This window comes from Falsiruegeria sp. JB4-1 (genome assembly GCF_055693495.1).
In genome coordinates this window covers 32070-45513 of record NZ_JBVFTZ010000002.1, presented here as the reverse complement: position 1 = coordinate 45513, position 13444 = coordinate 32070, and the positions used below count along the sequence as shown (strand labels likewise).

The following is a 13444-nucleotide window of genomic DNA, read 5'->3' as shown; positions in this document are numbered from 1 at the left end:
ATCTGCAGAACCGGGTCGGCTGCAACTGGTGCCCCCACCCGATGCTGGGCTTCAAGTCTCAGTCAGGTGCTTCCTAACTGTTGGATCAATCTTGTTGCTTAGGATCGGATAGATACCGCAAGCGTCTATAGCTTTGCGCGCTGTTACACGTTCGTGCAGGCGTTTCCAGATCGTCTTGGCCGCATAGGGGTGCGGGTAGGGGCGCCAAGCAACACCCATGGTCATACCGCGCAGATACTTCAGCTGCTGACGGTGCGCGGAATACAAAATCGTATTCGCAACGCTCCCTTCCCTCACAAGCTCGTGCTCGGTCACAAATATCCGGTTGCCACGCATCGTCACGAGGCCAGAGTACCGCGAAATCTGGTGCGTGCTTTTGTCGGGTGAGGTGGCGATTTCACGGGATCTGATTGTAAATAGCCCATCCACCTCCTGAATGCGGATCAAGGAACAGAAAATTTTTCCTTCCCAAGACGGCGTGCAGAAATAGGAATGATAAAAGCCTACATATCGCCGCAGGTTTTTCTGCTGACCTCGAAACGGTCTCAAAAACGCCTCCATGGGCGTATTGTCGGATTGCGGCAGATCTCGCTTGAGCATGCGTTCGAAGCTTGCTGTTTCCGCGAACAGGTCGGCCTCTGTCAGATCGAAGTGACGCGCAATACGGCGCATGTTGTGGGCAGAGGGCAGGCTGGCACCATTCAGGTAGCGATTAAATTGCTGTCTGTTGACGCCGATATCTCGGCAAATCTGCGAAATGCTGCCGTATTCTGCACAAAGTGACTTTAAATTCGCGGAAAAATACTCTGACACGGCCAAAACCTTTCGCGTTTTGACGCTACTTTACAGCAATAAGCGTCAGTTCGCATAAGATTGCACAATTTGTTTTATTAGAAAATCGGTTTCTTCTTCGGCATCACCTTGCAACAGACAAGCGCCCAGATGCCAATTGAACTCATCGAAAACACATGGATTACCCTCGCCGACGGGCGACGGTTGGCTGCGCGCGTCTGGTTGCCCGAAATCGGACCGGCCCCCGCCATTCTGGAATATCTGCCCTACCGCAAACGCGACGGCACCGCGGCAAGAGATGAAACGACCCATACGGTGTTTGCCAAGGCAGGTTACGCCTGCGTCCGGGTCGACATCGCAGGTACCGGGGACAGTGAAGGGCAATTCGACGATGAATACTCCGAGCAGGAACTGCACGACGGTGAGGAAGTGCTGGCCTGGATCGCGGCGCAGGATTGGTGCAACGGCCATATCGGGATGATCGGAATATCCTGGGGCGGGTTCAACGGCCTGCAACTGGCCTTTCGGCAGCCGCCCGTGTTGAAGGCTGTCGTCAGCGTTGCCTCGACTGTGGATCGTTATGCGGATGACATTCATTACATGGGCGGATGCCTGCTGAGCGACAACATGAATTGGGGCAGTCAGATGTTTGCCTACCTGACCCGCCCCGCCGATCCTGACCTTCGTGCGGATTGGCGAGAGGACTTGCTGGCCCGGTTGAAAAACGTTCCTTTCTCTGCTGCGGATTGGCTGCGCCATCAGACGCGTGATACTTTTTGGCAGCACGGCTCGGTTTGCGAGAATTGGTCCGCAATCCAAACCCCCGTTTTAGCCATCACTGGCTGGGCAGATGCATACGTCAATGCGCCCCCGTCTTTGGCGGCTAACTTGACGGTTCCAACCAAAGCCATCATCGGACCGTGGGAACACCGTTATGCGCATATCTCGAAACTCGACCCTGCGGACTTTCATTCCGAAGTGATCGGTTGGTTTGACCGCTGGCTAAAGGGGCAGGAAAATGGGGCCGAGGACCTGCCTGCGTACCGGACATACATGCAGGAACACTTCAATCCGACGGCGCACAACTCTGCCCGGAAAGGTCGTTGGATCGCCGAAACCAACTGGCCGTCGCCGCATGTGTCCGAACAGATCTGGCATTTAGCGCCCGGTGGGTTTTCCCAAGAACCGGCGACAGGAACGGTCGCAGTAGCCTCGCCGAGCCATGTCGGCGGGGAAGGTGGGTATTTCTGCGCTGGCATGCGGATCGACAATGAACTTGCAGGCGACCAGGCAAGGGATGATGCCCTGTCGGTATGTTTTGACAGCGCGCCGCTGCAAGCCCCACTGGAACTGCTGGGCCGCGCAAAGCTAAAGTTTCGGTTCTCGGTGGATCAGCCCGTTGCCCAGCTTGTCGCAAGGCTGTGCGATGTCTCGCCCGAAGGCGTATCGCAGCGCATCAGCTATCGTCCGTTGAACCTGTGCCACTACCGCAGCCATGAAACGCCCGAAATCCTGCAACCCGGTGAAATCTATGAGGCCGAGATTGCTCTGAACGAATGCGCGCATCGTCTGCGCGAAGGTCACGTGTTGCGGCTGGCGCTGTCGACGTCGTACTGGCCAATCGTCTGGCCAGCTCCGCACTCGGCCGAAGTGACTCTGCAGTTGCGTGATTGCGCCCTGCATCTGCCGGTGCGGAACGTCGCGCACGAGGTTCAAGCCTCGGAACCCGGCGCGGCGAAGGATTATCCAGTTCTTGCCGCTGAACACTTGCGCCTGCCATCCGCGCAATCCGAACGCATCACGACTGACGATGGCCGGATCGTTCTGGAGACATTTGATGACTATGGAAAAGCGCGTGATCCATATCACGATCTGATTGTCGGCAGTGATGTGCGCATGCACTACGGCATTCATCCCGATGATCCGACAACCGCGTGCTTCGAAACTGCCTGGAACTTCACATTTGAAAGGGCAGATTGGCAGGTCGCCATCTCGACCGAATGCCGGGTGACCTGCGACGCGCAGAACTTCTACCTTTACCGCAAACTACGCGCCACCGAAGGCGCAGACGAAATCGAAGTTCTGACAAAGGAATGGTCCGAAACCATTTCGCGCGGGCTTCTGTGACTTAATCCAAGGGAGGATACTATGAAAATCGAATGGACAAAAGCCAATGTCGGCCGTCGGGGGTTCCTGAAAGGTGCAACCGCGCTAGGCGCCGCTTCGGCGCTTCCGTTGGGGTGGGCAAACCGCGCGTTTGCGGCAGATGACGGAGTGTTGCGGGTACGGGCATACGGCGATGCTCAAAACATGGATCCGGCCCACTCTGTTGGTGTCGTCGAGGAAGAGGTGCATGCCTCGATCTACAACAAGCTGATCCAGTACAAGCCCGGCGACGAATGGGGTTGGCAGCTGGATGCAGCGACGATGATCGAGCAGGTCGACCCGACCCACATCAAATTCGCATTGCGGGACGATATCGGGTTCACCAACGGTTTTGGTGCCATGACCGCCGAAGACGTCAAGTTCAGCATGGAGCGGATCGTTGATGACGCGACCGACAGTCCGAACAAGCCCGATCTGGGGCCGTTCAGCCATGTCGAAGTAACCGGCGAGCGCGAAGGGACGATTGTACTGAACAGCCCGTTTGCACCGCTCTGGTCGATTGCCCTGCCCTACATCACGGGCAACATTGTATCCAAAGCCGCAGTCGAAGCTGCAGGTGGCCGGATCGGTGCCGATCCGGTGGCAGAGTCCGGCCCGTATCTACGCGACAGCTGGTCGCCTAAGGAGAAGACGGTGCTCAAGCGCAACCCGGACTGGAAAGGGGACGCGCCCACCTGGGACACCGTCGAGATTTATCCGATCGACGATGAGAACACCGCCGAAATCGCGTTTGAGGCGGGTGAGCTGGATGTAACCCGCGTCTCGCTGGGCTCGGTCGAGCGGTATCGCGCCGAGGTTCCCAATGGTGGATCGCTGGTTGAGAAGCCATCGCTCTTTTATGTCTGGATGGGCATGAACGTCGAACATCCGAAGCTCAAGAACCAAAAGTTGCGGCAGGCCATTCAACACGCGATTGATGTCCCCAGCATTCTGGAAGCTGCCTATTTCGGCGCAGCTGAAGCATCAACCGGCATCATTGCTCCGGGCCTTGCCGGGCATCGCCCGTCGTCATTAGTGCCGCCTGCTGCGAACTTTGAGAAAGCAGCGCAGTTGCTGGCGGAATCCGGTGAAACCAACGTCACGCTGACCCTGGACACGCTGAACAAAACGACCTTTACCACCACAGCACAGATCATTCAGGCGACGCTGGCGCAAATCGGGATCACGGTCGAAGTCAACGTTCTGGAATCCGGTGCATTTTGGGCATCTGGTGACAATGAGAACCTACAGCTTGTTTTGAACCGCTACTCGATGACCCCGGACCCGTATTATGCAACGTCGTGGTTCACACCCGAACAGGTCGGCAAATGGAACTGGGAACGTTTCAACAGCCCTGAATTCAACGAAATTCACGAAGCTGCAGCTGCTGAAACAGATATCGAAAAGCGGGCGCAGATGTATCAGCGCGCGCAGGACCTGATGGAAGAAAGCGGCGCTTATCGCTTCATCACGCATGAGGCAACACCGGTTGTTCACAGCGCGCGTGTCATCCCTGCCCTGCGACCCGATGGCCTGTCCTTGCTTCGCTACTTCGGCAAGGCGACCTGAACTCCCCAGGTCAAACAGGAGCGGCGGGCGTGATGCCCGCCGCACCCAAAACACCGCCATCAAGCCACAAGGAGCCAGTTGGCTATGCTGAACTTTGCAACCCGTCGCTTCGGGCTGTCGCTGCTCATCTTGATCGTGGCGGTTACCGTCATGTTCTTGATGATCCGTGCCGTGCCCGGCGACCCTGTCCAGATCATGCTGGGTCCGCGTGCCACGCCCGAGCTTCAGGCCGAACTGACTGCGGCACTGGGGTTGGATCAACCCGTCTGGAAGCAGCTTTTGATCTATTACGGGAACCTTTTGCAGGGCGATCTGGGAACCGATGTCTTCTCGGGCCGGTCCGTCGTTGACATTGTGTTCCAGCAATTGCCGTTCACTCTGGAACTGATCTTTGCGTCGATCCTGTGGTCTGCAACGCTGGGTATCGCACTTGGCGCCTATGCGGCAGCGCATCCCAACACGTTGATTGATCGGGTGGCCGCAGCAATCTCGGTCAGCTTCGTGGCGGCCCCGGCTTTTGTCGTCGCCCTTTTGTCGCTGTTGGTTTTTGCCGTGCATCTGAAGTGGTTCCCGGCCATCGGCGCAGGCGAAGGGTTCTGGGATCGTCTTGACCATCTGGTCTTGCCCGCCTTTGCCATAGGGCTTAGCTGGGTTGGCTACATTGCGCGCTTGGTGCGCGCCTCGATGCTGGAAGTGATGGGCGAAAGCCATGTGCGCACGGCCCGCGCCTTTGGCATCGCAGAGCGTCGTGTGGTTCTGGTCTATGCACTGCGGATCGCCATTTTGCCCGTTGTGACGGTGATCGGCGTTGGGATGGGGTTTCTGCTCAGCTCCGCGGTTTTTGCTGAGATCGTTTTTGCGCGCCCCGGACTGGGCAAGCTGGTGATTGATAGCATCACGACCCGAAACTACCCGATCGTAATGGGCTCAGTCCTGATCTCCACCGCCTTGTTCGTGGTGTCGACCGCATTGGCAGACCTGATCAATGCGTTGCTCGACCCCGTGCACGTTCGGCAAATTAAGGAGGGGATCATGGAAAAATCTCGTTCTGAACTGAGCCAGATCATAATCGGCGTCGCGCGCGATCCGCTTGGTCTGATGGGGTTGATCATCGTCGGCGTGATCGTGTTCTGCGCTATCTTCGCCTATTGGATCGTACCCTATGACCCGATTGCGATGGATATCAAATCCCGCTTGCAAGGGCCGTCCGCCGCACACCTGCTGGGCACAGATCAACTTGGGCGCGATACGTTTTCGCGTGTGATCGCTGGGGGTCAGGTTGCGCTTAAGGTGGCATTACCGGCCGTGTTCGGCGCAATGGCGATTGGCCTGACGCTTGGCATGATTGCCGGGTATGGGCCGAAATGGCTGGATAACCTGCTGATGCTGTTTTTTGACACCATCCGATCCTTTCCGACGGTGATGTTTGCGTTGGCTGTTGTGGCCCTGATCGGACCCAGCCTTCAAACCGTGGTCTTCGTCGTCATGGCGACCTCGATCCCGACTTATGGGCGCGTCGCGCGAACCCAGACGCTGACGCTGCGCAATTCCGAATTCATTCTGGCCGAACGCTCGATGGGGGCCAGCATGGGGCGCATACTGGGCGTGCATATGCTGCCCAACATCATCGGTGTTTTGGCTGTTTTAGCGGCGATGGATATCCCCACGGTTATCGCGCTTGAGGCGGGCCTGTCGTTCCTGGGTCTGGGTGTTAAGCCTCCGACACCGAGTTGGGGTGCTTTGCTTAAGGATGGCTATTCCCTGATCCGCCAAACGCCCTGGCTGGTGGTGGGCGGGGGGCTACCGATCATTCTGGCGACGCTGGGATTCACCTTCCTGGGTGAAAGCCTGCGCGATGTGGTTGACCCGAAATTGAGGAAACAGCGATGACCGAGACACTTCTGGAAATCGACCACCTTAGCGTCGATTACGAAACTGGCCGTGGTGACCTTAAGGCGCTGAGGGACATCACCTTCAACGTCAACAAAGCCGAGATTGTGGGCATCGTCGGCGAGTCTGGTTGCGGTAAATCCACCTTGATCTCATCCATCCTGCGCCTGACCGCGCCCAATACGCGGTTCCGCGAGGGGGAGATCCGGTTCAAAGGGCAGGATCTGCTACAGTCGTCCGAACGTCACATGCGCAACTTGCGCGGTGCGGATATTTCGATTGTCTTTCAGGACCCGATGCAGACGCACAATCCGGTTTTGACAATCGGTCAGCAAATGCTGGACATTCAGCACCGATCCAAACAGTCAAAGGCCGACAAGCTGGCCCACGCGGCCAAGATGCTGGGTGCTGTTGGCATTCCAGATCCCGAAGCGCGGCTGAAGCAGTATCCGCATGAGTTTTCGGGCGGGATGCGCCAACGGATCGCCATTGCGATGGCGTTGATGTCCGAGCCTGACCTCTTGATCGCGGATGAGCCGACCACGGCGCTGGATGCAACGCTAGAGGTGCAGATCATCGAGCGCCTGCAAGAGCTGCAGCGCGAATTTCACTGTGCCATCCTGTTTATCTCGCACCATCTTGGTGTGATCGCGGAACTCTGTGATCGGGTAGTGGTGATGTATGCCGGAGCGGTGGTCGAAAGTGGCGATGTGCGCGAGATTTTCCACAATCCCAAACATCCCTACACCCGCCGTCTGATCGAATGCGACCCCGGTCACATCAAAGAACGCGCGCGTGTTTTGCCGACTATTCCCGGCGAAGTTCCCGATCTGGCCAACCTGCCAGGGGGCTGCATTTTCCGGGATCGGTGCGATCAGGCGATGGCGCGCTGTGCCAGCGACGTGCCGCCACTGGATCAATTGAAACAGGGCCACCACGCCGCTTGCTGGCTGAACCATGAGGAGGCCACAACATGAGCTTGCTGAACGTTGTGGACCTGCACACCAGCTTCGGGCCGGTCAATGTGCTGGCAGGTGTCAGCTTTACCGTGCAACCCGGCGAGACCTACGCACTGGTTGGTGAAAGCGGGTCTGGCAAAACGACCGTGATACGCGCCATCGCCGGGCTTGCGCCTGCGCAGGACGGCTCGGTCACTTTTGAGGGTCAGGAAATTCGCGGCGCGCCGGAACGCGTCATGCGCCCGCTGCGCAAGGATATGGCAATGATGTTTCAGGACCCCGTCGGCAGCCTGTCGCCGCGCCTGACCATCCGCAGTATCATCACCGAGCCTTATCGCATTCAGGGCATGAAAGACCGTGATCTGGATGCCGAGGCCAAACGTCTGCTGGAAATGGTGAACCTGCCCACGCATTTTGCAGACCGTTACCCATATCAGCTGTCGGGCGGTCAGGCGCGACGCGTGGGTGTGGCCCGCGCTTTGGCGCTGGAACCCAAGCTGATCCTTGCGGATGAGCCAACTGCGGGTCTGGATGTGTCTGTGCAGGGTGAGCTGTTGAACCTGCTCAACGATCTACGTGAACGGCTGGGTCTGGCGATGGTGATCATCACCCACAACCTCAGCGTTGTGCGTCACGTGGCCGACAGAATGGGCATCATGTATCTGGGCCGGTTGGTCGAAGAAGGCACAACCGAAACAATCTTCAACAACCCGCGCCATCCCTATACCCGCTGTCTGCTGAGCGCTAACCCAGAGCCGGATCCAGATGCGCGATTGGAACGGATCGCTCTCAAAGGGGAACCTCCAAGCCTGCTCAAGCGCCCTTCTGGCTGCGAATTCCGTGAACGCTGCCCCTTTGCCAAAGACATCTGCACTCAGACCCCGCAATGGGAAGTGGACGGCGGTCACGGGCTCCGTTGTCTGGCTCCATTGTCGTAGTAGGAAATTCGATGCCAAGCACACTCTATTTCAACGGCACAATCCTGACGATGGATGCGCAAGATTCCTCGCCCGAGGCGGTTCTGACCGAAGGCGACAGGATTCAGGCCGTGGGGGCCGAGGCCGATCTGCGCGCGCGCATGCCTTCGGATACGCAGGAGCATAACTTGCAGGGGCGCACGCTGATGCCTGCCTTTATCGACCCACACGGGCATTTCCCGGATCCGGGGTTTATCCGGCTGTTTCGTGTTGATCTGTCCTCGCCCCCGTTAGGGGATTGCAAGGGGTGGCGCAGGCGTTGGACCGGCTTCGGGAAAAGGCAAACGCGACGCCTAAAGGTGAGTGGGTCATGGGCGTGTCTTTTGACAATACGTCCATTCTGGAAGGCCGAATGCCTACGCGGGCCGAGTTGGATTCTGTATCGCAAAGCCATCCCATCTGGGTTCTACATGCGTCGGGTCACAATGGTGCAGCAAATTCCCTTGCGTTGGAACAGCGCGGCGTAGATCGCCAAACTCCCGACCCGGAGGGTGGCCGCTTTGGCCGCGACCCTGAAACCGGGGCGTTGACCGGGCTGGTCGAAGGTCTCTCGGCCATGGGTCAGATGGGTGACACCGATTTCCTGATCGACCGAGAGAGATTCTGGCAGGGCTTTGACACCTGCCGCGACGAATACCTGTCGCACGGTGTGACCTACGCCCAGAATGCCTGGGCATCGCAAACCATGCTGGATCACTTCGCCAGCCTGCCCGCAGACCAGGACCCCGGCATCGACATCGAACTTTTGCCGGTTGGTCAGCTGGAGCCGGAACTGTCTATGCACTGGATCGCCACCAATTGGCCCGGCAACCCACATTTCACACTAGGGCCGCGCAAGCTGTTCACGGATGGGGCCTTTCAGCTGCAGACCGCCTATCTTTCGGCGCCCTATTTCAAACCAACGGATCCGGATCATCCTTGCGGAATGGTTTACACCTCACAACAACAGCTGGATGCCGATGTCGCTAAACTCCATGGCGAAGGCTTGCAAATCCATTGCCACTGCAACGGCGATGCCGGTGCCGAGATGTTCATTAATGCGGTCGAAAAGGCGCTTGTTTCGCACCCGCGTGAAGATCACCGTCATACCATCATCCACGGTCAGGCCCTCCGTGATGACCAGCTGGAGCGCATGGCCCGGCTTGGCCTGACCGTCAGTTTCTTTCCGGCGCATATCTTTTTCTGGGGGGACCGCCACCACGACACCTTTCTGGGGCCTGAGCGATCTCAACGGATATCCCCGGCTGCATCAGCCGAGCGGCATGGCGTGCGATACACGATCCACAATGACGCCTCGGTCACTCCGACGCGCCCGGTCCATCTGGCCGATTGCGCCGTAAACAGGACAACCGCTTCGGGCCGCGTTTTGGGCGAGGATCAGAAGATCAGCGCTCTGTCCGCTTTGCGTGCCCAGACCATTGAGGCCGCCTGGCAGGTCTTCAAGGAAGATCAACGTGGGTCGATAGAAACCGGCAAGGTGGCCGACTTTGCCATTTTGTCACGCAATCCGCTGAACGCGCCCACGCGCCTGGCAGAGACAAGAGTACTGGAGACCGTCCGCAACGGTCAGGCTGTCTTTACCGCATCGCATCGTGAACAAGACATCGAGCATACGGAATGACGACCAAACGTATCGTGGTCGCAGGGTTTCAGCATGAAACAAACTGCTTTGGTGTGACAAAATCCGGGCTGCCCGAGTTTGAGATGGCCGATTCCTGGCCCGGCATGCTGCGCGGCCAAAAGGTATTGTCTGAGACAAAGGGCATGAACCTGCCTGTCGCAGGTTTTGCAAAGGATGCGAAGGCTGCGGCGTTTGAACTTGTGCCCGTCTTGTGGTGTTCGGCCGAACCGTCCGCCCATGTAACAGATCATGCTTTCGAAACAATTTGCGGGATGCTGCTGGATGGAATTCGAGATGCAGGTTCCATCGACGCTGTCTATCTCGATCTCCATGGGGCCATGGTTACGGAAAGCCATGCTGACGGTGAAGGAGAGATTCTGCAACGTGTTCGTGAACTTGTGGGCCTCCAAGTACCAGTGGTTGCCAGTCTGGATCTTCATGCCAATGTTTCTGCTGACATGGTCGAACACGCGGACTACCTGTCAGTTTTCCGCACCTATCCACATTTGGACATGGCAGATACAGGCGCCCGGTGTGTCCCGGTCCTACAGCGCTTGCTGGCAGGTGAAACACTATACAAAGCCTTCCAGACGGTGCCGTATCTTATTCCCCTGCATGCTCAGTATACAGGTTCCGCACCCTTCGATGAAGTTTATCGATTGCCGGAAAAGTTTGAGCACAAGGATGTTCTGGCGGAAATTGCTCTGGGCTTTACGGCAGCAGATTTCCCCGATACCGGCCCGTCCTGCGTCACCTACGCCTCCTCCACCCATAAAGCCGAGGCGGCCGCCAAGGAAATTGTCGATTTGTTTTTGGCCCGCGAAGCTGACCTTGATTGCTCGATGCTGTCGCTAGAGGAATCTGTTTCGACATGTCGTCAGAAGTGGGACAAACCCATTGTTTTCGCAGATGTTCAGGACAATGCAGGTGCAGGGGGGACGTCTGACACCACAGGATTGCTGGCGGCATTAATCGAAGGTGGCGCACAGAATGTTCTGATGGGCCTGTTCCACGACCCAGAAAGCGCAAGACAGGCTTTTGAGGCCGGAGAAGGTGCATTGGTCACATTGGCCATTGGTGCAAAATCCGGTTTGGCGGGGCATGTTCCAGTCAAAGCCAAGTTTGAAGTTCTGGCTTTGGGGGATGGCACGTGCCGCTATACCGGAGAAATGTATGGTGGTGGGGTGGCAACTCTGGGCAAAACGGCAGCGCTGCGTCTGGTAGGACATGAGGCCAAGATTGACCTTGTCGTCACAAGCCTACGAAACCAATGCCTGGACCGCGCGCATTTTACCCATATCGGGTTGGACCCCACGCGCTATGCGGTGATTTGCGTCAAAAGCACGACACACTTTCGAGCGGACTTTGAATCGATTGCAGGAGCTGTAATTCCCGTCTCTGCACCCGGCGCTTTTCTCTGCGATCTGAAAAAAATCCCTTACGCCCGTATTACAAGAAGGTTGCCCGAGACTGACGACGCTTGATTTGGCCCTCACTTTGGAAGATTGCCCGCGGCGCCCCGCCGAGCCAATTATGGTTTGCACGTGCCACGGTGCTGTCAGGCATTTGCAGTATGTTTGGCGTCAATCTGATATACGCAATCCACCTGCATAGTTGGGATCCCCGCCTCGGCGACGCTTGATTTCTGCGGCAAAGACCTTTGCGAAGTCTTCCATTGGTCCGCCAAAGAACTGAATGGTTGCATCCTCGGCGCATAGTTTGGCCGTTATGCAAATATGTACGCGTTGAAAGAAATAAATGATGGTTTCAAACTTCTGAACAGCCCCAGGTGATCGCAGGACTTCAGTCGACACTCGCTCATAAAGACGGGTTTCAATAGCCTTGTTCGTTCGGGCGGCATTGATGTCCTCGGCTGGTATTCCGGCCAGGACATTTTTGACTTCACCGTCAAGAGATTGGAATTTCTCCAGAAATCCTCTTTCTTCCCAGGCGTCCAACATATCTAATGTCGCTTGGGCACGCGCTGCTTCCGCGCGTGCATTGAGTTGATACACCCCGATGACCGCTGTGATCATGATAACCAAAACACCCAATGCAGCGCAGGCACCGGCAACCCCGTCCCACTTCCAAACAGGAATACCCAAAAATCGGTTGTCGCTACCCATCTTCACACGCCGCAACTAAGTCAAAAACAGCCTTCGGATCAAAGTCATCCGGAAACTCGGAGATGAGTTTGTGCAAACAAACCGCGGACTCCTTATCGAGTATATAGATAGATTTCGTCTGAATACTTTCAGGTGGAGGCAAGTCTCCGAAATCTAACAATCCACCACGTTTTCCAACTTGATCGCCTTGTACCCTGCATCCAGCCAGGTTGACTTGGTGTCTTCCACCCGGCGCAGTATCCAGCGCATCCAGCAGGCTCTGAAAGTTCTCAACGTAACATTTTGCGTATTCGTCCGTGACTTCTACGACTTGGTCGCAGACATAGCATTGCGCGGCTGCTGAGGTCGACGAAACGGATAAGACGCCCAATCCAAGTATAGATGTAATAACGCTAAAAAAGTGCATTTTCACCCACCAATTGATTGCGAGATAACCAAGGAGTTTGCGCCTCTCCCGTTCTGGAAACAACCTGCGTTTTAACGCCTCGATAAAGTTCGACGACTTCTAGTATACCATTGTTGTTTTCATCATAGAAACCGCGCTTCTCTGACAAGACATTTACAATGGCTTCGGTAAAGAAGCCCCCACCCGCTTGGGCACTTTCGCCAGAGTACTGCCGCCCTTTGGCAGCTGACAGTATCGTCAAGGAACCAGTGTTTGTTTGCCTCAATTGCGCCACGGCACCATCATTGGTTGCAAAGGCAGAGCTGCCTGCCGCGCTTAAGCATGGCAAGCATCCAAGAGAACAGTGACGCGCAACTCGGCATTTTCAAACCTGGCAGCGAGTGCATTCCAGTCGAGCGCCGTGCCCTTAAGGTCCGTTGGATCAGTGTCAGAGAGGCCAAGATAAAAATCGCCATTCGGATCTTTCAACCCGTGACCGGCAAAGAACAGGACCAGATTGTCCCCTGGATTGGCCTGCGCAATCAAGGCATCGACCGCTTCCGGGATTCCTTTCTTGGTGGCACGGCGATCCACAAGAATGCGCTTGTCTACGATATCGAGCGTTTTTCCGTTCAAGGCGCTAAGGCTATCACTCAAACGAATGGTGTCGATCTTTGCATAATTCAAAGAGTTCAAATCATGCGCCTGATAGTAGTCGATCCCTACGCCAAGAAAGAACGCCGATGATCTGCCTTGTGGATCAGCAGAAAGGTCAACACTGACCGGAAGACTAAAGAGGTTCGTAGAATTTTCCGCCACCAGCGTTGCCCAACGCGTACCGGTGCGGCGTGTGGCTTTTACTTGAAAGACCCCGCTAGAGGCTGGCGTAAAGGTATCAGTAAGAAGTCCGTCCTGATACAATCGCAAGACTTTGGCATCCTGACCGGTCAGGTCATCCACGAAGGCGACAATTTCACGTC

At 56.5% G+C, this 13444-nt stretch carries 11 protein-coding genes and 1 pseudogene; 8 read left to right on the top strand and 4 right to left on the bottom strand.

All coding sequences use genetic code 11. The annotated features are described in order from the left end of the window. Positions 1 to 51: 51 nt before the first annotated feature. Positions 52 to 813 carry a helix-turn-helix transcriptional regulator gene (locus ACZ1HE_RS22155; protein ID WP_472624691.1) on the bottom strand — a complete coding sequence of 254 codons (762 nt, stop codon included), beginning with the start codon at positions 811 to 813 and terminating at the stop codon, positions 52 to 54. A 129-nt stretch (positions 814 to 942) separates the two neighbouring features. Between ACZ1HE_RS22155 and ACZ1HE_RS22150 the strand changes: the two genes are divergently transcribed. From ACZ1HE_RS22150 to ACZ1HE_RS22115, 8 genes and pseudogenes are all read left to right on the top strand, one after another. Further along, on the top strand, positions 943 to 2919 hold the full coding sequence (locus tag ACZ1HE_RS22150) for a CocE/NonD family hydrolase (protein ID WP_472624689.1): 1977 nt from the start codon (positions 943 to 945) through the stop codon (positions 2917 to 2919). A gap of 21 nt (positions 2920 to 2940) precedes the next feature. Beyond that, positions 2941 to 4506, top strand: a complete 1566-nt coding sequence (locus ACZ1HE_RS22145) for an ABC transporter substrate-binding protein (RefSeq protein WP_472624687.1) — start codon at positions 2941 to 2943, stop codon at positions 4504 to 4506. 84 nt (positions 4507 to 4590) lie between these two features. Continuing rightward, a pseudogene (locus ACZ1HE_RS22140) lies at positions 4591 to 5508 on the top strand (ABC transporter permease); the annotation flags it as partial. Between the two features lie 30 nt (positions 5509 to 5538). Continuing rightward, the gene (locus ACZ1HE_RS22135) at positions 5539 to 6396 is read left to right on the top strand and encodes an ABC transporter permease (protein ID WP_472625066.1); all 858 of its coding nucleotides are present in this window, start codon (positions 5539 to 5541) and stop codon (positions 6394 to 6396) included. Next, on the top strand, positions 6393 to 7373 hold the full coding sequence (locus ACZ1HE_RS22130; RefSeq protein WP_472624685.1) for an ABC transporter ATP-binding protein: 981 nt from the start codon (positions 6393 to 6395) through the stop codon (positions 7371 to 7373). The genes ACZ1HE_RS22135 and ACZ1HE_RS22130 overlap by 4 nt, the downstream gene beginning before the upstream one ends. Next, positions 7370 to 8293 carry an oligopeptide/dipeptide ABC transporter ATP-binding protein gene (locus tag ACZ1HE_RS22125; RefSeq protein WP_472624683.1) on the top strand — a complete coding sequence of 308 codons (924 nt, stop codon included), beginning with the start codon at positions 7370 to 7372 and terminating at the stop codon, positions 8291 to 8293. Before ACZ1HE_RS22130 ends, ACZ1HE_RS22125 begins: the two co-directional genes overlap by 4 nt. A gap of 286 nt (positions 8294 to 8579) precedes the next feature. Continuing rightward, a complete protein-coding gene (locus tag ACZ1HE_RS22120) occupies positions 8580 to 9953 on the top strand; it encodes an amidohydrolase (RefSeq protein WP_472624681.1) in 1374 nt (457 codons plus the stop codon). After that, positions 9950 to 11437 carry a M81 family metallopeptidase gene (locus ACZ1HE_RS22115; protein WP_472624679.1) on the top strand — a complete coding sequence of 496 codons (1488 nt, stop codon included), beginning with the start codon at positions 9950 to 9952 and terminating at the stop codon, positions 11435 to 11437. The genes ACZ1HE_RS22120 and ACZ1HE_RS22115 overlap by 4 nt, the downstream gene beginning before the upstream one ends. A gap of 99 nt (positions 11438 to 11536) precedes the next feature. On the opposite strand, the gene ACZ1HE_RS22110 is transcribed toward ACZ1HE_RS22115, so the two are convergent. From ACZ1HE_RS22110 to ACZ1HE_RS22100, 3 genes are all read right to left on the bottom strand, one after another. After that, a complete protein-coding gene (locus tag ACZ1HE_RS22110) occupies positions 11537 to 11989 on the bottom strand; it encodes a hypothetical protein (protein WP_472624677.1) in 453 nt (150 codons plus the stop codon). Positions 11990 to 12471: 482 nt separating this feature from the next. Next, positions 12472 to 12726, bottom strand: coding sequence for a caspase family protein (locus ACZ1HE_RS22105; RefSeq protein WP_472624675.1), 255 nt, complete (start codon positions 12724 to 12726; stop codon positions 12472 to 12474). 74 nt (positions 12727 to 12800) lie between these two features. Beyond that, the gene (locus ACZ1HE_RS22100) at positions 12801 to 13424 is read right to left on the bottom strand and encodes a caspase family protein (protein WP_472624673.1); all 624 of its coding nucleotides are present in this window, start codon (positions 13422 to 13424) and stop codon (positions 12801 to 12803) included. Positions 13425 to 13444 lie beyond the last annotated feature (20 nt).